General features: G+C 36.3%; 22 protein-coding genes. 8 read left to right on the forward strand and 14 right to left on the reverse strand.

Annotated elements, in window-relative coordinates:
- Nucleotides 1-18: 18 nt before the first annotated feature.
- From perR to KI369_RS01075, 6 genes are all read right to left on the reverse strand, one after another.
- The gene (gene perR, locus KI369_RS01050; RefSeq protein ID WP_000237831.1) at nt 19-447 is read right to left on the reverse strand and encodes a peroxide-responsive transcriptional repressor PerR; all 429 of its coding nucleotides are present in this window, start codon (nt 445-447) and stop codon (nt 19-21) included.
- Nucleotides 448-745: 298 nt separating this feature from the next.
- Nucleotides 746-1,201: a thioredoxin-dependent thiol peroxidase gene (gene bcp / locus KI369_RS01055; RefSeq protein ID WP_212954801.1), complete on the reverse strand. Its 456-nt coding sequence runs from the start codon at nt 1,199-1,201 to the stop codon at nt 746-748.
- 44 nt (nt 1,202-1,245) lie between these two features.
- Complete coding sequence (locus KI369_RS01060; RefSeq protein ID WP_000964347.1) at nt 1,246-1,650, reverse strand: potassium channel family protein; 405 nt, start codon at nt 1,648-1,650, stop codon at nt 1,246-1,248.
- A gap of 72 nt (nt 1,651-1,722) precedes the next feature.
- Nucleotides 1,723-2,508, reverse strand: coding sequence for an ABC transporter permease (locus tag KI369_RS01065; protein WP_016089409.1), 786 nt, complete (start codon nt 2,506-2,508; stop codon nt 1,723-1,725).
- A 4-nt stretch (nt 2,509-2,512) separates the two neighbouring features.
- Nucleotides 2,513-3,304 (reverse strand): ABC transporter permease, encoded by a 792-nt coding sequence (locus KI369_RS01070; RefSeq protein ID WP_000521523.1) that lies wholly within the window; start codon nt 3,302-3,304, stop codon nt 2,513-2,515.
- Complete coding sequence (locus KI369_RS01075; RefSeq protein ID WP_048527860.1) at nt 3,297-4,310, reverse strand: ABC transporter ATP-binding protein; 1,014 nt, start codon at nt 4,308-4,310, stop codon at nt 3,297-3,299. Before KI369_RS01075 ends, KI369_RS01070 begins: the two co-directional genes overlap by 8 nt.
- Before the next feature lie 121 nt (nt 4,311-4,431).
- Between KI369_RS01075 and hemL the strand changes: the two genes are divergently transcribed.
- The 3 genes from hemL (at nt 4,432) to KI369_RS01090 (ending at nt 11,718) form a co-directional block, all read left to right on the forward strand.
- Complete coding sequence (hemL, locus tag KI369_RS01080; RefSeq protein WP_212954802.1) at nt 4,432-5,736, forward strand: glutamate-1-semialdehyde 2,1-aminomutase; 1,305 nt, start codon at nt 4,432-4,434, stop codon at nt 5,734-5,736.
- A gap of 198 nt (nt 5,737-5,934) precedes the next feature.
- Nucleotides 5,935-10,371, forward strand: coding sequence for a glutamate synthase-related protein (locus KI369_RS01085; protein WP_212954803.1), 4,437 nt, complete (start codon nt 5,935-5,937; stop codon nt 10,369-10,371).
- A gap of 258 nt (nt 10,372-10,629) precedes the next feature.
- Nucleotides 10,630-11,718: an aromatic acid exporter family protein gene (locus KI369_RS01090; protein ID WP_212954804.1), complete on the forward strand. Its 1,089-nt coding sequence runs from the start codon at nt 10,630-10,632 to the stop codon at nt 11,716-11,718.
- Nucleotides 11,719-11,733: 15 nt separating this feature from the next.
- Here the strand turns inward: KI369_RS01090 and KI369_RS01095 are convergent, their stop codons facing one another.
- The 4 genes from KI369_RS01095 to KI369_RS01110 all read right to left on the reverse strand — a co-directional run bounded on the left by KI369_RS01095 (nt 11,734) and on the right by KI369_RS01110 (nt 15,059).
- Nucleotides 11,734-13,494 (reverse strand): ABC transporter ATP-binding protein, encoded by a 1,761-nt coding sequence (locus KI369_RS01095; protein WP_212954805.1) that lies wholly within the window; start codon nt 13,492-13,494, stop codon nt 11,734-11,736.
- Between the two features lie 54 nt (nt 13,495-13,548).
- Complete coding sequence (gene ntdP / locus KI369_RS01100; protein ID WP_000506628.1) at nt 13,549-14,079, reverse strand: nucleoside tri-diphosphate phosphatase; 531 nt, start codon at nt 14,077-14,079, stop codon at nt 13,549-13,551.
- A gap of 249 nt (nt 14,080-14,328) precedes the next feature.
- A complete protein-coding gene (locus tag KI369_RS01105; RefSeq protein ID WP_212954806.1) occupies nt 14,329-14,589 on the reverse strand; it encodes a YgaB family protein in 261 nt (86 codons plus the stop codon).
- A gap of 188 nt (nt 14,590-14,777) precedes the next feature.
- Nucleotides 14,778-15,059, reverse strand: coding sequence for a gamma-type small acid-soluble spore protein (locus KI369_RS01110; RefSeq protein WP_000039039.1), 282 nt, complete (start codon nt 15,057-15,059; stop codon nt 14,778-14,780).
- A gap of 125 nt (nt 15,060-15,184) precedes the next feature.
- Between KI369_RS01110 and yfhS the strand changes: the two genes are divergently transcribed.
- Nucleotides 15,185-15,409: a mother cell protein YfhS gene (yfhS, locus tag KI369_RS01115; RefSeq protein WP_061676749.1), complete on the forward strand. Its 225-nt coding sequence runs from the start codon at nt 15,185-15,187 to the stop codon at nt 15,407-15,409.
- Between the two features lie 34 nt (nt 15,410-15,443).
- Here yfhS and mutY read toward each other — a convergent pair whose 3' ends face one another.
- Nucleotides 15,444-16,541, reverse strand: coding sequence for an A/G-specific adenine glycosylase (gene mutY, locus KI369_RS01120; protein ID WP_212954807.1), 1,098 nt, complete (start codon nt 16,539-16,541; stop codon nt 15,444-15,446).
- Nucleotides 16,542-16,691: 150 nt separating this feature from the next.
- Here mutY and KI369_RS01125 point away from each other — a divergent pair, with 150 nt between their 5' ends.
- A complete protein-coding gene (locus KI369_RS01125; RefSeq protein ID WP_212954808.1) occupies nt 16,692-17,672 on the forward strand; it encodes a metal-dependent hydrolase in 981 nt (326 codons plus the stop codon).
- A 24-nt stretch (nt 17,673-17,696) separates the two neighbouring features.
- On the opposite strand, the gene KI369_RS01130 is transcribed toward KI369_RS01125, so the two are convergent.
- Nucleotides 17,697-17,963 (reverse strand): YfhJ family protein, encoded by a 267-nt coding sequence (locus tag KI369_RS01130; protein ID WP_060629438.1) that lies wholly within the window; start codon nt 17,961-17,963, stop codon nt 17,697-17,699.
- 122 nt (nt 17,964-18,085) lie between these two features.
- On the opposite strand from KI369_RS01130, the gene KI369_RS01135 reads away from it, so the two are divergent.
- Together KI369_RS01135 and KI369_RS01140 are read left to right on the forward strand one after the other, a co-directional pair.
- On the forward strand, nt 18,086-18,244 hold the full coding sequence (locus KI369_RS01135; protein WP_000517891.1) for a small, acid-soluble spore protein K: 159 nt from the start codon (nt 18,086-18,088) through the stop codon (nt 18,242-18,244).
- Between the two features lie 37 nt (nt 18,245-18,281).
- Nucleotides 18,282-18,434, forward strand: a complete 153-nt coding sequence (locus KI369_RS01140; RefSeq protein WP_000122093.1) for a YpzG family protein — start codon at nt 18,282-18,284, stop codon at nt 18,432-18,434.
- Between the two features lie 64 nt (nt 18,435-18,498).
- On the opposite strand, the gene KI369_RS01145 is transcribed toward KI369_RS01140, so the two are convergent.
- Together KI369_RS01145 and recX are read right to left on the reverse strand one after the other, a co-directional pair.
- Nucleotides 18,499-18,816 carry a YfhH family protein gene (locus KI369_RS01145; RefSeq protein WP_001057030.1) on the reverse strand — a complete coding sequence of 106 codons (318 nt, stop codon included), beginning with the start codon at nt 18,814-18,816 and terminating at the stop codon, nt 18,499-18,501.
- A gap of 11 nt (nt 18,817-18,827) precedes the next feature.
- Complete coding sequence (gene recX / locus KI369_RS01150; protein WP_144615633.1) at nt 18,828-19,640, reverse strand: recombination regulator RecX; 813 nt, start codon at nt 19,638-19,640, stop codon at nt 18,828-18,830.
- 81 nt (nt 19,641-19,721) lie between these two features.
- Here recX and KI369_RS01155 point away from each other — a divergent pair, with 81 nt between their 5' ends.
- Entirely contained in the window at nt 19,722-20,627 is a 906-nt protein-coding gene (locus tag KI369_RS01155) for a TIGR01777 family oxidoreductase (RefSeq protein ID WP_212954809.1), read from the forward strand.
- Nucleotides 20,628-20,653 lie beyond the last annotated feature (26 nt).

Below are 20,653 nucleotides of genomic sequence, written 5' to 3' on the forward strand. Positions count from 1 at the left end.
CTCTTTCTTTATTATATATTACGCCTTATGACACTCTGGACAAACGCCATAAATTTCTAAGCGATGACTATTAATAACGAAGCCTGTCGTTTTCGCAGCTTCCTCTTCAAGCTGTTCCAAACCTCCATAAGGAAAATCAACAATCTTACCACATTTTTCGCAAATCACATGGTAATGTTGACTTGTAACATAATCAAATCTACTTGAAGCGTCTCCATAAGTTAATTCCTTTACAAGTCCAACCTCTTTAAATACACGTAAGTTATTATAAACAGTTGCAACACTCATATTTGGAAACTTACCTTCTAATGCTTTATAAATGTCATCCGCTGTTGGGTGCGTCATAGATTCCACAAGGTACTCTAAAATAGCATGACGCTGTGGAGTAATGCGTACACCCGTATTTTTCAGCATTTCTAGCGCTTCTTTTAATTCTTCTTTGACCACCGTCATGCACCCCGATTCTATACGGATTATTATTTTATAATTCTTATAAAGAGTGTACTCCTTTTCTTATAAATCGTCAATATTTCTACTATAAGTATGTGGTTTATTTTTGTATATAGCCTTATTCTTATGTATCTTTCCCTATTTTTTATACATTTACATAGAAAAAAGTGCGACATAATCGCACTTGGAATACTATCATCTGAGGAGGTATGCCCTACACTTCACTTTATGTAACGATGATAAAATATGTATAGACACTCGCCTTACTTCTATATATTTTATCTCCCCAATGGATTTACTTTATATAAGAAAGAACATCTTCAATATGTCCCTTCACTTTCACTTTACGCCATTCTTTTACAAGCTCACCATCTTTATTAATAAGGAATGTAGAACGCTCGATTCCCATATACTCTTTTCCAAAGTTCTTTTTCAATTTCCAAACATCGTACAATTCCGCTACCTTATGATCTTCATCTACTAAAAGTACAAATGGAAGTTCATGCTTCTCAATAAATTTCAGATGTCTGTTCGCTGAATCAGGACTTACACCAAGAATAACTGTATTTTTCTCTTGAAATAATCCATATGCATCTCGAAAATCACATGCTTCAGTAGTACACCCCGGAGTCATATCTTTCGGATAAAAATATAGAACTACGTTTTTACCACGAAAATCAGCTAAGCGAACTTGTTCCCCGTTACTTCCCTCTAATGTAAATTGTGGAGCCATTTCTCCTACTGTGATCATTGTTATCACTCCTACTCTTTTCTTCTACTATATCAAATGCTATCTTATTTTTCATTGTCTATTACAGACCTCATTACAAAAGCAAACGGTAATGTATATCCAATTAGCGCTTCTGCAATTGCAATCCATCTCCCTATTCCAATCGGAGCTATATCACCGTACCCAACGGACAATAAAGTGACTGCGCTAAAATACAAGCAAATTTCTACAAGTTGAAAAGATTGAGCATGCAAGCTTTCTCCATCTTCCTTCAAAACTGCAAAGCCCATTTCTTCTAACACAACATAACTTAACCCAAACGCAATCAATACCGTTGTATAAATTAAAAATAAGGAGGCTAAATTATACAGCGAAAAGAAACGTCTAGAATCTGAATATGAGCTCCATAACAATTGGACACTTCTCAAAATAGCAATTGCTGCAATCAATAGAATAAATCCCCATAACATGTCCTCCACCTCATTTTATATGTATGAGGCGGCCATTGGATTTATCCCTTAGAAACAAACAAGCTTCTATAATTAATTGCCAGCACCACGGTACCTTTTTACCCCTTGATTCCAAAGAGTGATTGCAATCGTAAAACAGATAACACCAACAAATGGTGTTGCAAATGCATAACTATTCCACTCTGTTTTTCTTAAGAAGTATGCTGCCGGATACACTCCAACAAACGCAAATGGTAGGACAAACGTTAAAATAAAGCGAATCACACGGTTATAAATGTTAACAGGATAGCGACCATAGTTACCTATGTTATACATTAGCGGCATAATTGAACTTTTCGCATCCGACCAAAAACCAAGACTTGCAAGCGTAACAAATATCCCTCCATATACAAGTGCTCCTCCCCCTACCATCAGTAAGAATAGGAAGAAATCATACCAGTAAAAAGATAATTGCAACTCCACTGCTGCATAGCCCATTACAATCATTCCTGTAATCGCTCCAATTAAAGATTCAAGCTCCATTCTTTCTAATATAATTTGAAATAAACTATGAATCGGTCTCGTTAATATACGATCCATTTCTCCTTTAATAATGTAACGATCATTAAAGTCCCATATGTTAAAGAAAGCTGAGAAAATGGCAAACGGCACTAAAAAGAAACCATAAATAAAGATTACTTCTTCTCTACTCCAGCCTTTTAATGCTTGTGTATGCCCAAACACAACGAGAATAAAGATTAAATTAACAGCCTGTAGTGATAAATCAGAAAGTAACCCAACGATAAAATCGCCTCGATACTCCAATTTTGTTTTTATATATTGGCTTGCATATTGCAAAAATAGGTTTATATATATCATCTCATCATCCCCCTTGTACAATTAGACGTTTTCTCGCCGTTCTCCACATGAGTACAATTGGAATAATAAGTACAATTGCCCAAATTACTTGGAATAATAATGCCTCATACAATTTACTTCCTTGTATACCTTCTGAAAAAATCATACTCGGAATATAACTAATGGCCTGAAACGGTAAAAATACCATTGCCTTCTGAGCCCATAACGGATAAAAACTAATTGGTAATAATAGACCTGAAAATAAATCAATAACAACACGTTTTGCATACATAATTCCACTATTATTAAATAGGAAGAACGTGAGCATTCCCGTCATTAAATTAATTTGTGTATTAATAATAAAACTAAATATTAAAGATAAGAAGAAATATAACCACGTTTGAAAATTCGTTGTAATTTGCAATGAGAATAATAAGGTAACGATAACCATACCTGGAATTGAAAAGAAGGCAAAACGAAATATTCCTTCACCAAGACCTTGCATCACTTTCATCCCTAAATAGTTATACGGACGAATCAGTTCTACCGCTACACGTCCTTCTTGAATTTCCATCGCAATTTCCCTGTCTATATTATTAAAATAAAAGGCACGTGCCATCCACGCAATTGCGATATACGTGGTCATTTGCGAAATAGATAAACTTTCAATATTCTCTTTTCCGCTATAAATTGCTTGCCATAAAAAATAATACGCGCCGATATTAATTGTATAAATTAAAATCCCGCTATAATAGTTTGTACGATACGCAAGCATCATTAAAAAGCGAATTCGAATCATTTCAATATACTTACCCATGTTTAATACCTTCTTCATAGATGTTACGAATAATTTCCTCTGTAGACACTTCGTTAATTTTTAAATCTTTAATTTGAAAGGCTTGTACTACTTTAGAAATAAGCATTGAAATGATAACTTCTTCATTCGGTATTTTTGCAATCCACGCATTTTCCTCTTTCGCTTTCGACCAAACGACATGACTATCTGGCATAACCATTGATAAAGCTTGATAGGAAACTGGTGCAATAAATTGAAAATGTATTTCCTTCTCTGCTCCCCACTGCGTACGAAGATTATTTAAAGAACCGTCATACATAATATTTCCTTCATCGAGCATGATGACGCGCTCACATAAAGCTTCAATATCAGTAATATCATGGGTTGTTAATAAAATTGTTGTTTTATAACGTTCATTCATCTCTTTTAAAAATTCACGTATTTTCAATTTCACAAGTACATCTAAACCAATTGTTGGTTCATCTAAAAATAATAACGGCGGATTATGAATTAATGCTGCCGCTAATTCACAACGCATTCTTTGACCAAGAGATAACTTTCGCACTGGCTTATCTAATAAAGGCCCAATATCTAACGTTTCAATCACGTGCTCCATATGCTCTTTATACTGGGCGTCTGATACACCATACACCTTTTTTAATAAACGAAACGATTCTTGTACAGCAATATCCCACCAAAGTTGCGAGCGTTGACCGAAAACAACACCAATTGTTCTTACGAATTCTTCTCTCTGTTTATGGGGATTCATCCCATTTACTAAAATCTCGCCTGATGTCGGAGTCAAAATACCCGTAAGCATTTTAATTGTCGTTGATTTACCGGCACCATTCTCACCAATATACCCAACCATTTCACCTTGTTTCACAGTAAAAGATACGTCATTTACTGCTGGTACTATTTTATAATTACGATTTAATAAATCGCGAAATGCACCCTTTAAACCTGGACGACTTGAATAGGCTGTAAATTCTTTACGTAATCCTTGTACCTCAATTACCGATTTCATAACCGGACCCCCTTCCTAAATGTCACAACGAATAGTTTACCCAACTGCCTTCGCTATCACAAACAATACGTCTTTTCGAAAAACATGTTAGAATAATACATAGATTTTTGTAAGGAGATGAATGGTAGTGAAATTCACAAAATCAGAAGCATTACATAAAGAAGCTTTAGAACATATCGTTGGTGGCGTTAATAGTCCTTCTCGTTCTTTTAAAGCAGTTGGCGGCGGCGCTCCTGTTGCTATGGAACGTGGAAAAGGTGCTTATTTCTGGGATGTAGACGGAAATAAATATATCGATTATTTAGCAGCATACGGCCCCATTATTACTGGACATGCTCACCCACATATCACAAAAGCAATTACAACTGCTGCTGAAAATGGTGTACTTTACGGAACACCAACAGCACTAGAAGTAAAATTTGCAAAAATGTTAAAAGAAGCAATGCCTGCATTAGATAAAGTCCGCTTCGTAAATTCTGGTACTGAAGCAGTAATGACAACAATTCGTGTCGCTCGTGCTTACACAGGCCGCACAAAAATTATGAAATTTGCTGGTTGTTACCACGGTCATTCTGATTTAGTACTTGTTGCAGCTGGATCTGGCCCTTCTACACTAGGAACTCCTGACTCAGCCGGTGTACCACAAAGTATCGCTCAAGAAGTTATTACCGTTCCATTTAATAATGTAGAAACTTTAAAAGAAGCATTAGATAAATGGGGACATGAAGTAGCAGCTATTCTTGTAGAACCGATTGTTGGAAACTTCGGTATTGTAGAACCAAAACCTGGCTTCCTTGAAAAAGTGAATGAACTTGTACACGAAGCTGGTGCACTAGTAATTTATGATGAAGTTATTACTGCTTTCCGCTTCATGTACGGTGGTGCTCAAGACTTACTTGGCGTGACACCAGACTTAACAGCGCTTGGTAAAGTTATTGGCGGTGGACTTCCAATCGGTGCTTACGGTGGTAAGAAAGAAATTATGGAACAAGTCGCCCCTCTTGGACCTGCATATCAAGCTGGTACGATGGCAGGAAATCCTGCTTCTATGGCATCAGGTATCGCTTGTCTAGAAGTTCTTCAACGAGAAGGACTTTACGAGAAATTAGATACACTTGGTGCGATGCTTGAAAAAGGCATTTTGGAGCAAGCTGCAAAACATAATATCGATATTACATTAAACCGACTAAAAGGTGCTTTAACTGTATACTTCACAACAAATACAATTGAAGATTACGATGCAGCACAAGATACAGACGGTGAAATGTTCGGTAAATTCTTCAAGCTTATGCTTCAAGAAGGAGTTAACTTAGCACCTTCTAAATACGAGGCATGGTTCTTAACGACAGAACATACAAAAGAAGATATTGAATATACAATTGAAGCTGTAGGCAGAGCATTTGTTGCTTTAGCAGACAATAAATAATCTTGTCATTAAAAGGAAAAAAGAAAGCACATCTTTCTTTTTTCCTTTTTTCTATTTCATAAATTCCTTATTAATAGTATAATTATTCATAATTATCTGTTTAATTTTATTTTATATCCTTACTATCTTTATAAACAAGGCTGCTCACACCTTAAATAGTAAGATTATTCAAACTTCAATAAGAGGGGGGATTGACGGATGCTCAATAAAACAAATACATGGACACCGTCTTTATTTCGAGATTATAAAAATGCAGAACATGATGCGTGTGGAATCGTTTCCGTTATGGAGAAACGAAAAATTCCTACAAAAGAAAACATTGACCTTTGTATACAATCACTCGTCAAAATGAATCATAGAGCTGGCTTCATTAATGGTGAAGGCGATGGAATCGGTATTCACATTGATGTACCAAAAGCACTTTGGAGTGAAAAACTAAAAAATAGCGGATATAATCCAACGATTGTGGATCATCCCCACTTTATCGTTGGACATTTTTTTCTAAACAAAAACGCAAATATCGTTAATTTAAAAAATCATATTCGTACACAACTAAACAACGAAAACTTTGCAATCCTTTTCGAAAGTGACGACGTAATAAATTCCGATGCACTTGGTCCACTTGGTAAACAAGAAGAACCTTTATTTTGGCAAGTTGCGCTTATCGCAGAAAATGAAGTTACAAATATTGAGCAAACATTATTTTCAGTAACGATAAAAATAGAGGAAAACGAAGCAATTCATGTTGCTTCATTAAGTCGTGATCATGTTGTATATAAAGTTCTAGGTGCTGGGGATACACTTGTTGCCTATTACAACGATTTACAACATCCACTGATCGCTTCAACTATGACACTTGGACATAATCGCTATTCTACTAATACATTATCTAATTTTTTTCGTGTACAACCATTTAGCATTCTCGGACATAATGGTGAAATTAACACAATTGCAAAATTACGCGATCAAGCTGACATGATTCATGTTCCACTTACTGCTGGGGGCAGCGACTCCCAAGATTTAAACCGCACCTTAGAAACTCTACTTGTTCAATACGACTACAGCTTATTTGAAGCAATGGATATACTATTCCCACCAATTATTAATGAAATTAAACTTTATGAACCGCATTTACAAGATTTATATACGTATATACGTGAAGCATGGGGCCATTTTGCACAAGGTCCAGCTGGTATTATCTCACGTTATAAAGATGAAGCTGTTTTCAGCGTCGATTCCCTTGGACTACGACCAGTTTGGAAAGTAGAGACAGAGAATTCTTATATCTTCTCTTCTGAACCTGGAGTTGTATCTCCAACTGAATATGTAGCTGAACCGAAACCACTCGCTCCTGGGGAAAAGGTTGGGCTAAAGTGGAATGAACAAGATGAGCTTGTTCTTTATGAATATGACAAATACCAAGCTCAAGTATACGACCGTTTTAAAAAGCGAGTTGATACTAAAGATTATCATTTAAACTTATCTACCCCTGAAACGAAAGAAATCCAAGGATTATGTGATTCTATGCAAGTTGAAACGAAGCAATACGTTGCTTTCGGATGGGATCGTGAACATATTCAACTTCTTGAACAGATGGCAACAAAAGGCGTTGAGCCAATTCGCTCACTTGGTCATGACTCACCACTTGCTGCACTCGATACTGATAGACGAAATATCGCTGACTTCATTAAGGAAAGTGTAGCCGTCGTTACAAATCCAGCAATCGATCGCGATCGAGAGGTCGAACACTTCTCCACACGAACGATACTCGGAGAACGCCCAAGTTTATTGGCTGGTGCTCAACAACCATTTGTAGTTGAGATGCTTTCCCCCATTATTTTAGAAGGAAGTGTAGCGCAATCTATTGCAGAGGAATTACACACCATTACGTACGAACAACTTATACAACTATTCAATACTCATAGCTCTATCGCTACAATCTCTGCTACATTCAGTCCGGCAGAAACTCTACAATGCGCCTTAAATCGAATTAGTTCTGAAGCGATAACAGCCGTGACCGATGGAGCTTCCCTATTATTAATAGACGATGCCAATGCTCATCTAAATGGACGGTTATGGATTGATCCGCATTTAGTTACCGCTAAAGTACATCAAGTATTAAGCGAAAATAAATTACGCCGAAACTGCTCTCTCGTTATACGTTCTGGTGCCCTTCGCTCCTTACACGATATCGTCACACTATATGGATTAGGAGCAGATAGTATTAATCCATATTTATTATTTGCAACCGTAAATGATGGGACGAAAACACCCATTACAAATTTATATCATGCACTTAATAAAGGACTAGAAAAAGTCATTTCAACAATTGGAATTCATGAATTACGTGGTTACGGTCGCCTCTATTCTTCTATCGGATTACATGAGGAAATCGCAAATATATTACAAATTACGAATTTCCTCGGTTCAAATACTTTAGCTTTTTCACTTGAGTCACTTGCTGAAGATGCACAAATGCGCGCGGATGATTATAACAATCCTAAAGTTAGAATGCGAAAATCTTTTCATATATTCCCGCGAATTTGGAAAGCAATCGGCGATGTCGCAAAAGGAAATTCTTATGATGATTACCGTGAAAAATTAAGTGAATTAGAAGAAAATAATCCAATCGCGATTAGACACCTTGTTCAAACGAAAGAAACAAAACATGTCGTTCCAGCTGAAGAAGTGTCCATCCGCATTCAAAATCATGATTTACCATTTATTATTAGTTCCATGTCATTCGGTTCTCAAAATGAAATTGCCTTTCGTGCATATGCAGAAGCGGCCGATCAGCTAAATATGATTAGCTTGAACGGTGAAGGCGGCGAAATTAAAGATATGATTGGAAAATATCCACATACACGTGGACAACAAGTTGCATCTGGGCGATTTGGCGTAAACGCCGAACTACTAAATTCATCAAACTTAATTGAAATAAAAATTGGGCAAGGCGCAAAACCTGGTGAAGGCGGACATTTGCCCGGCTCAAAAGTAACAGCCAAAATCGCTGAAGCGCGTAATGCTACAATTGGCTCTGATTTAATTTCACCTTCTAACAACCATGATATTTATTCCATTGAAGACTTAGCTCAAATGATTACAGAAATTAAAACAGCTAATCAACTTGCGAAAGTAGCTGTAAAAGTCCCTGTCGTCCCTAACATTGGAACAATCGCTGTCGGTATCGCAAAAGCTGGTGCTGATTTTATTAACATTAGCGGATTTGATGGTGGTACAGGTGCTGCACGTATTCATGCACTGCAACATGTAGGTCTTCCTGTAGAAATTGGTGTGAAAGCCGCTCACAATGCTTTATTAGAAGCGAATATGAGACATAAAGTAGAAATTTGGGCTGATGGTGGTATTCGAAGTGTGAATGATGCCTTAAAAATCATGCTCCTTGGAGCAAATCGTATTGGATTTGGTACATTATCGATGATTGCAATTGGCTGTACAACTTGCCGCGGATGTCATCTAGATACTTGTCACGTCGGAATTGCAACACAAATTGAATCTGAAGCACAGGCGAAAGAACACGGATTACGTCGCTTCGTCCCGCGTGAATTAGAAAGCGCCGTTTCTGGGTTATTACATTTATTCACTACTTTTGGCGTAGAACTAAAACGATTAACAGGAAATCTTGGTTATACAAATTTACAAGAAATTGTCGGGCGTTCCGATTTATTAGCACAAGTTCGAGGTGAAAATTTATTAGACTTATGTAATTTACTACAAACGATAGAACATCCATCTGTTACAAAAACGGAACAGATGCCTGAAAAACAATTTGAAACAGTTCATTCCCCTCATTCAAAAGAATTAGTAGGCGTTGGTGTAGAGCAACGCGTTATGGGTGGTCTAGAATCTTGCTATCGCGTTCGTAGTAAATTATATGAAGACACGAAGCTTGAACCACTTACCTTAAAGTATACGAATGGCTCTATTCCTGGAAATGGGTTAGGTGCTTACAATAGCGAAAACTTATTTATACACGTAAATGGTGGTGCACAAGATGGTATTGGTAAAACCTCCTTTGGTGGTGGTATTTATATAACGAAAGCAAAAGGAAAAGACGGCATATATTATAACGGTTCTGTCGGAAAAGGTTTTGGATACGGTGCACAAAAAGGAGCGCTATACGTTCAAGGTAACGCTGATGCTCGCGCTGGCATTCGCCTCTCTGGAGCAGACATGATAATTGGAGGGCGCATGACAAAGCCACTCCGCGAAAAAGAACGAGGGAATATAGGGGCATACTCCAATATTAAAGGTTTCGCTTTTGAATATATGACAAATGGGCGAGCGCTTGTTTTAGGGGATCCTGGCCCATGGATCTGTGCTGGTATGACTGGCGGTGTTGTTTATTTACGTCATGATTCAAGCTTAGGTTTAACAGAACAGGCCTTAAAAAGAAGAATCGCAAAAGGAGCAAATGTTACATTACAACCAATTAGTAAAAATGGTGTGCAAGATGTGACTGAGTTATTGCTAGATTATATTCGTGTATTAAATGAGCATGAGCAATACGAGGAAGTTGCTTTATTAACACCGTTACTCGATGATATGCAGCACCAGTTCTTTGAAATTATCCCGAAAAAAGAGCAGGCTGATCCATCTATCTCAACAGAGTGACATAGCTAACTTTCATTTTCAAGAATAAATTGACGAAGTACACTTCTCATAGTAATCTATAGTAACAATTTGAAACCTGCTGAAATTCAGCAGGTTTTTTTACTAAAAATTGATGTTTAAAAAGAATTAGGAAAAAGTATAAATGAATCTTAATTTCTTATTAACGTCACTAAAATATCACTTGCTAACATATTGTAATGAATGTATAGTATCATGTTGTACATTCATTATGACAAGAGAAAGGATCTTATTAAGGGTATGAAACTTGGTGCTCGCATTTTAAAAACGGGTATTGCCATCACATTAGCTTTATTTGCTTGTATTTTACTTCAATTACCGAGTCCGGTATTTGCGGGAATCTCAGCTATCTTCGCTGTTCAACCGTCTGTATACCGCTCGTATTTAACTGCTCTTGAGCAAATTCAAGCAAACGTCATTGGCGCGGTATTCGCTATCGTATTTGCTACTGCTTTTGGACATAATCCTTTTATCATTGGATTAACATGTATATTAGTAATTGCGCTTACACTGCAATTACGATTAGAAAACACAATATCAATTGCTTTAGTAACAGTTATCGCCATTATGGAGTATCAGGGCGAAGATTTCTTTAGTTTTGCCTTACTTCGCTTTGCGACGATTATGATTGGAATTATTGCGGCTTCACTTGTAAATTTAATGTTTATGCCGCCAAAATACGAAACAAAACTATATCATCGTATCGTTGATAATACAGAAGAAATTGTTAAATGGATTCGAATGAATAGTAGGCAAGCTTCTGATTTTACAACGCTAAAAACTGATATTGATCGTATGAAAGAAAAAATGATCAAATTAAACCATTACTATTTGCTGTATAAAGAAGAAAGAAGCTACACGAAAAAAGTAAAGTTCGCAAAAATTCGTAAGCTCGTTTTATTCAGACAAATGTTAGCGACGACAAGCCGTGCTTTAAGTACGTTAAAATCATTACATCGTACTGAAAATGAACTGCGCTATATGCCAGAAGAATTTCAGGAATCTATTCAAAACGAACTTGATTCATTAACGCATTACCATGAACAAGTTTTATTAAAATTTATTGGTAAAGCAAAAAAACAACAATCTGTTGAAATGCTTGATGAAGTTGAAACAGGTAAACAAGAATTAATTGATATCTTTATGGATTATCAAAACAAAGACGATGAGGAAGCGTATAAAACATGGCTACACCTCTTCCCTCTTATTTCTGCCATTATTAACTATAGTGAAGAAGTAGAGCATTTAGATTTACTTGTGGATAGCTTCTACACATACCATAAACCAGAAGCAGAACTCCAAATCGAAGATAAAAAAGAAGACGAATAAAGAAAACAGCTCCTTTTACGCTAAAGGAGCTGTTTCTTTTATATGCTGAAGTTGATATAAATTATAATAAAAACCTCTTTTTTTCATTAACTCTTCATGAGAACCTGTTTCTTTAATTTCACCATCTTCAATGTAAATAATCGTATCCACGTGCGTAATCGTCGCCAATCGATGTGCAATTATGATCGTCGTTCGATCAGCAGCTAACGTCTGAAGCGCCTGCTGAATATACCGTTCATTTTCTAAATCTAAAGCGGAAGTCGCTTCATCTAGTATAAGTAACGATGGATTCTTTAGAAACACTCTTGCAATCGCTACACGTTGCCTTTGCCCACCAGATAACTTCACACCGCGTTCCCCAACGACAGTATCATAACCATCAGGTAACTCTATAATAAAATCATGAATTTGCGCAGCTTTGGCAGCTGCAATCACTTCTTCTTCTGTAGCTTTCGGATTTCCATATAAAATATTTGCCCCGATTGTATCACTAAACAACAAATTATCTTGCAGTACAATTCCAATATGACTACGTAAATTTCTCATATCATACTTTCTGACATCTATCCCATCTACATAAACTGCACCTGAAGAAACATCATAGAAACGAGGGATTAAACTAGCAAGAGATGACTTCCCTCCCCCACTCGCTCCTACAAGTGCTACCTTCTCTCCTGGCAACATAGTTAACGAAAGGTTATGTAATATCTCTTTTTCATCTGAATTGTAACGAAAAGATACATTATCAAATATCACTTCACCATTTAATTTTTTCGTTTGTACCGCACTTGGCACATTCACAATATCGTATTTCTCATCTAACAATTCAAACACTCGATCCATCGATGCGAAAGACTGTGTTAATGTTGTAGAGGAATTAACAAGACGGCGAAGCGGGCTATACAAACTATCCATATATCCAACAAAGGCAACCATAGTACCTAATGTTAACTGCCCCTGAATTACTTCGTACGCTGCAAAACCGATCACAAGTAACGGGCCTAAATCTGTTAACGTATTTACTGCCGAAAATGTTCTCGCCGTCCAACTCGTATGTGTTAATGCTTTTGTCAAAAATTCATTATTTCTTTTTTCAAACTGCTTACCCTCATATTCTTCTAATGCAAAGCTACGTGTCACTTGCATCCCTTGAATACGTTCATGTAAATACCCTTGCATCGTTGCTAACGCTTGTGAACGCTCTTTCGTCAATTTTCGAAGGCGTCCGAAAAAATATTTCACTGCCACTACATAAATAGGTAAAATTAATAGCGCAACAAATGTTAATTTTACATTCATAGAAAACATAACAATAATAGCAATAGCAATTGTTGCCGTATCTAACCAAACATTCATCAAACCAGTAATTACAAAGTCCTTCGTTTGTTCTACATCATGAATGACACGTGAAATAATTTCCCCTGTTTTTGTATTCGAATAATAGCGTAAACTCAACTTTTGCAAATGACCAAAAATATGTTTTCGTAAATCATATAATATTGTATTTGCGATACGTTGTGCGAAATATTGACGATAATATTCAATTGGTGGTCTTACTACTGCAAAAATAAAAAAAGCAATCCCAACAGCTGTTACTAATTGAGATGTTTTATCTTGAAGTGACCCTCCGCCTTGAATTACATCATCGATAATATATTTTAATAACCACGGCATAATAAGCGGAATACCGAATTTAACTAGACCAATCATAATCGTAATAGCAATAAGCCATCGATATGGTTTAACAAATTGTAAATATCTTTTTATACCTTGCACATAATCCCCCCTCTAATAGGACAAACCTGCCGGGAAATCCCCTGCAGGTTTGTTTTAATTTCTGTACATTAAATATCTCTCATACCACATATCTACAAAATCTGGCGCGAATGGCCCTTTTCGTTGATGAATCCATTGTGTTAATTGTGCTACATTCCGTTTTAAAATGGTATCAATAACAGGTGGATACTGCATAATTTGACTATGTTTTTCATACTCATCTTCATCTAACAGCGTATATGTCATATCTGGATACACTTTAATATCTAAATCATAATCAATGTACTTCAGTGCTTCAGAATCATATGCAAAAGGTGAGCTTAAATTACAATAATAATATACTCCCTCTTCCCTTAACATTCCAATCACATTAAACCAATAGTTTGCATGAAAATAACAAATTGCTGGTTCACGAGTAATCCATGTTCGACCATCTGATTCTGTCACTACTGTACGATCATTTGCTCCGATCACAAGACTCTGTGTCCCTTTTAAAATTGTTGTCTCTTCCCACATTCTATGAATGGAGCCATTATGTTTATAACTATGTATTTGTACTTTTTCTCCTTCTTTGGGAAATCCCATAAATGCTCCCTTCTTTCAACTGCAAATGCCCTTTGAACTGCATCCACTTTTTTTCTATTATAACTTTTTTGTCGAAATTTTAAAACTAAAGCGACAAGACTCTATTTTTCACACTGAACACTATATCCCTAATCTTCTTGGTGACAGGGTTTTTGCTGAATGATTTACAAGCGAGGAAATGAGAATAGAAAAAGCCCTTCCTTATTTCTATCTAAAGAAGGACCTTTCACCGGAAGGTAACAATATGTCTTATCCTAAATTCGAAATCATTTTTTCAGTTTCAAAAGATTGAATCACACTATTTGTTTGCTCTTCAAATTTCTCGTGTAATAGTTTTAACGCTAATTCTGTTCTATATATTTCTTGGCGGATAAAATGTAATTCCTTTTTATCGCACTTATCCTTTTCACTCATTTCAATTTGCTGATACTTCTCTAGATGAGCTTGTAGCTTTAACAACTCATCCATCGTTTCCAATTGTTCCCCTACCAACTTATCAAAATCGTTCATTACTTACCCCCTTTTAGACTTATTTATCAGTTATGATTCCTCATTACATATTTCTAATCTTTAACTTCCTTCTCCTTTGACTACATTTGTTGACTTATTAGAAGTTATGTCGTTCACTTTCTTTTCATTACCATGCTCCAGGCACAAAGAAAACACTTCTCCTGAGTTAGAGAAGTGTTTTTCTTTCATTACTGATTTGAACTAGAAGATTGTGATTGTTTTGCAGCTGATTGTGCATTTTGTTTTTTCACAGCATGCACGTCTGTTTCAGTTGCAAATTCAGTACCATAACTAGCGTTTGCACTTTGTGCACCAGAAGCTTGTGCTTTCTTTGCTTCTGATTGTGCGTTTGCTTGTTTTACTGCTTGTACATTTGTTTCAGTCGCAAACTCTGTACCATAACTAGCATTTGTACTTTGAATGCTAGCGCCAGAAGTTGCCTTGTTATAACCTTGTTGTTTTTTACTCATCTTTCTCACCTCCACAATCAATAATGTAACCAATTGACTTAAGAGTTATCCGTAATTTTCTTTTAAAAAAATTCTGCATATATCTCCCATCACTCATTCAAACTATAGAAAATGGAGGTGGAAATATGTATATAGGACGCGATATGACTGAACTAACGATGGTTTCAAAAAGTGAGTGGCAAGAAGATGAATTAGCTTATTTTCATCATTCATTACAACAGATTCTGCCTTATTTAAATGCAGAGGGTCAAAGTATTTACAAAGAAATTGTAATAGAAATTGAAACAAGAGGCGGCTTACAAGAAGGTGAGGCTAGTTGGACTCATGGAACAAAAATTTCTTACGATTAAAAAAGTGTTCCCTATCTAGGGAACACTTTTTTATTTATTGCATCGTAATTTTCTCAACGCAATTCTCATAAATCGTACGATGCGATTTCGAGAAAGGTAACTGCTCAAATGCTTCTTTCGATACAAATTTCAATGTATCTGTTTCAACAATATCACCGGTTACTTTTCCGTAAAATACGAATATATCCCAAGTGCGATGTGTAAACGTATGTTGCACATTCATTGCGTATTCTTCAATGGAAATCGAGAGCCCAAATTTTTCTTTCATATAATCTGTAAGCTGCTCCTTCTGATTCCGAATCCCTTCGCCAAGTTCCGCATTCGGAAACTCCCACATATTAGCTAATAACCCGGTACTTGGACGTTTATTAATGACGTAACGACCATCTTCCGTTTGCAGTACTCCTGCAACAATTGGTACCATCGTAGGAGCCTTCGCTTTACTTTTTACTGGCAACTCCTTTTGAACACCTTCAGCATATCCCCTGCAATGCTCACGTACAGGACAAAGTAAGCATGCTGGATTTTTCGGAATACAAATGAGTGCCCCTAACTCCATTAAACCTTGATTAAAATAAGATGGATTTTCAGACGAAATAATTTCACGCACAATTTCTTCAAACACTTTTCTCGTTTTCGGTTTTGCGATGTCATCCCATACTGATAAAATGCGAGATAATACACGCATAACATTTCCGTCAACCGCCGGCTCTGGTATACCATATGCGATACTTAAAATAGCACCTTTTGTATAGGGGCCGACTCCTTTTAATTTTTCGATTTTCTTTACATCACTCGGTACGACCCCGCCGTATACTTCTTTTACTTCTTTTACGGCCGCGTGTAAATTTCGTGCTCTAGAATAATATCCTAAACCTTCCCATGCTTTTAACACTTCTTCATCATCCGCATTTGCCAAAGCTTCTAGAGTAGGAAACTTCCCCATAAAATTCGCGTAATATGGTTTTACAGCTTCTACCCTCGTTTGCTGCAACATAATTTCTGAAACCCAGACGCGATATGGATCTTTATTTTTACGCCACGGTAAGTCGCGTTGCTCTTTTTCAAACCAACCAATTAAATCATTTTGAAACTGCTCTATGTTAAAATTATTTAATATTTCAAGTGTCAAACTTGATCCCCCTCATTTTTTTGCATATAAGTACTATTATAAAGATTTTAGGAAAAAATTTAAGTAAGATGACATAGGAAATAGAAGGCAAAGGACTTGAGGTATCGAATAAAAAGAGTTACATTAATAAAAAAACGGAGGTGGATTTCTATGGATACAGCCACTCACCTTGTTATGGGCGTTACTCTAGGCAGTTTGGCCACGTTAGATCCAGCCATAGCACAAAGTGATATTGGGCCACAAGCAGTTATGCTCGCTACAATTGCCGGTTCCAATATTCCTGACATCGATACAGTTTTAAAATTGCGTAATAACGCTAAATATATAAGAAATCATCGCGGGATTACTCATTCCATTCCTGCAGTAATTCTTTGGTCATTCCTTATAAGTGGCATCTCTTTCGCCTTTTTTTCAGACGCTCCATATTTGCATCTACTACTTTGGTCATTTATTGCCGTCTTTCTTCATGTCTTTGTGGATATTTTCAATGCATACGGCACACAGGCATTACGGCCCTTCACAAAAAAATGGGTAGCGCTCGGTATCATTAATATATTCGATACCGTCATTTTCTTTATTCATCTACTCGCAATTGCTTGTATGCTCGTAGGTTCCCATAAAGGGTATACGGCCTTATCAGCTTATATATTGATGATTGTTTACTATATCGGGCGGATTATGATGCATAGAAACATACGTAGCGTCGTATATAAACGTTTCAATAACGTTGAGAAGATAATCATTTCCCCTTCTTATCGATTTTATCATTATCATTTAGCAATCGTTACAACTGATTATTACTACGTTGCTAGATGGCATCGTGGTAACATCATGGTATATGATAAGTTCGACCGGGTACCGTTCCCAGACAATGCTATTATGCGCGCTGCGAAACAAGATGAAAATATCTCAGCATTTTTATCATTCTCCCCTGTGTATCGCTGGGACGTTTTCGATTATGATCATTATTATGAAGTTCGATTCATTGATTTGCGATATCGCAGTAAAGATTATTATCCATTCGTTGCAATCGTTCAACTCGATCATAATTTAAATATTATTAGTTCCTATACAGGATGGATTTTTAGTGAAGAAAAACTTCGAAAAAAGCTGGAGTTACTTCCACATTAAAAAAAGCGACTTAAGTCGCTTTTTTTAATGTTTCAAATGATCTTCTTGATTGATTAAATGGCTATATTTCGGATTATTTGTACGCATTTCATGAAGACGCGCTCCGTGGTTATTAATCCATGTTCTTACCACTTGTTCAGTCATTTCATCACCTTGGTAACGACCTGACTTCGCATAAGTTGTTTGAAAATCTTCCCATAGTAATTCAACCCACGCGCGAGCCTGCGCGTAAGAAAGTTTGTCATTTTTGTCTAATAGTTCTTTCGTTAGTGCTTCATAAATATCATTCATTTTCTAATCTCCTTTTACCTATTTATCCCTTCATTTCTAAAGGATAGTTTCTTCTATTTTGCACATTCTATAATTGATACTTCTTAAAGAGGTATCAACTGATGATGAGGAGGGCGTTCGCAATGGGTAAACAAGCCGAATTTTGGTCTGAGTCAAAAAACAACAGCAAAATCGATGGTCAACCGAAAGCGAAATCACGCTTCGCTTCGAAACGACCTAACGGCACAATTAACACGCACCCACAAGAACGTATGCGTGCTGCAAATCAGCAGGAAGAATAGTACAAATTAAATTAACTTCCTACACGAGGTGATAAAGATGAGCTACCGTGATCGCTTAGATAGTCGTTCTGAATTATTTAACCATACGTGGACTCGTCCGAAACATGCTAAAGCGCAAGTTAACGGACAGACGCAACAAACCCAGTCTCTCATTATATTGGCGAATGAATGTAAAAAACGCCAATTCTAGAATCTCCTATCTCCTGTAACGCCTACCAAAGATGAAAACCAGAGAGATATTCGCTCTCTGGTTTTTATTTTTCTTGCAATAAGGAAATCGGTATTCCAATCTCTTCATTATCATTTTGCTTATGTCCCCAAGCAAATACCCCATTGAAATACGTAATTTCAAATAATATACCAGGTTCTTCTACCAATTCATATGTCTCACCAATATGGAATTTGTTTATATCAGTCATATAAGCGCGAGCCATTGCCATCTTTCTCATTAATACATCGAACTCATTTACAATTCCAAGCTGCTCAGCCTTTATCGCTTGCTCTTTCAAAACTCCAATTTCTTCCCTTAGCTCATGTGGTGTCATTTCACTGTAGCGCTTTGGCATATTCATCTTATTTCCCCTCATCCCTCTTCGCGTTTCATCTGCAAAAATATCTCTATCTCATCAATAGAAAATCCTTTGCGATATAACGCTTGTTTCATCTTATTTTCGAATGTCCATCCATCATACTTTTTATATTTCTCATAATATTTATTCCCATGATAGTGTAACGCTTCTTGTTGCTGTTCGTCATCTTTTTCGTCTTTTAATTCTTCTAAACAAATTTGAATCACATCTCTAGAATATCCTTTACGAACAAGCATTTCGTCTAACTTTAGCTTCATTTGTAAAAAGGAATGCTTTTGATAGGACCTTTTCTTCTTTTCTATAAGAATGAAAGCATTCTCAATTTGCTTTTCCTTCGGATATTCTTGTAAACTATGCGTAATAATTAGATCCTGAACACCTTTATTTAACAACTCTCTTTTAATAACAGTGGGACCCTTTCGATTCACATTACTTTGCGTTCTCGTATATAAAACAGCGTACTCTTTATCATTAATATATCGGTCATGTAATAATTTCGAAACGACTTCAGAGATGATGGCCTGTCCCACTTCTTTTTTTCGTAAAAAATCTTCTATTTCTTGTTTCGTTCTCATTTGATAGGATAAATAGGAGACTGCTTGTAAATATGCTTTTTGTACCTCTTCATTGTACAAAATATTTCCTAACGCTATTTCATCAATTTCTAAGCCCTTTTGTAATCCGTGTTTTATTAAGATTACTTCATTCACACTAAATCCGTACTCTTCACCTTGACCTTTATCAATATAAATATTAAACCGTTCTTTCGATCGTTTTTGCACTTCTATTTTTGTAATGACAGCCATACTCTCACCTCTCTATTATTTTAACATAGTCCAGGAACGTTTTTGCTTTTCAAGAATATATATAATGAGGAGGAAATAATTGTGAGAATCGTAATTTCTGGTGGTACTGGCTTTATCGGTAAATACCTTTCTACTTTTTTTATTCAAAAAGGATATAATGTTTACATTCTTACTCGAAACAAAACTATTGAAACTTCCCACCCTAATCTTCAATATGTACAATGGACTCCAGATTTACAAACCTTCCCACTCTCCTCTATTGATGTAGTTATTAATCTAGCTGGAGAGTCTATTAATAGGAGATGGACAAAGAAACAAAAGGACTCCATTTTTAACAGTAGAATTCAAACAACAAAAGGACTCATTAAACAATTACAAACACTCAACATAAAACCGCACACATTTATTAATGCAAGTGCCATTGGATACTATGGAACGTCTGAAACTGAGTCTTTTACAGAACAGCATGAGATTCCTGGAAATGACTTTTTAGCAAATACAGTATATTCATGGGAACAAGAAGCATCTAAAGCACGTTCTCTCGGAATACGAACAATCTACGCAAGACTTGGAGTTGTATTAGGCGCAGACGGAGGAGCTCTTCCAAAAATGCTACTCCCTTATCAATTCTATATCGGAGGTACAATTGGATCTGGAAACCAATGGTTATCATGGATTCATATAGACGATGTCGTTCGCCTGATTGATTTCATCATACACAAAGAAGAAATTGATGGACCGCTTAACATTACAGCTCCCCTACCTATAAGAATGAAGGAGTTTGGAGAAACCATTGCAACTATAATGAAAAAACCTCATTGGTTACCTGTCCCTTCATTCATGCTTCACACTTTATTGGGTGAGATGAGTATGCTTGTACTAGAAGGACAACATGTATTACCTAGTAAAGCAATTGAACATGGGTATCAATACACATTTCCGGCAATAGACCATGCATTACAAAATATACTTTCGCATACAATGTAGTACTTCTAAAACACAGTTTTACAGGG

The sequence above is a fragment of the Bacillus sanguinis genome, assembly GCF_018332475.1.
In the GTDB taxonomy this organism is placed as follows: domain Bacteria; phylum Bacillota; class Bacilli; order Bacillales; family Bacillaceae_G; genus Bacillus_A; species Bacillus_A sanguinis.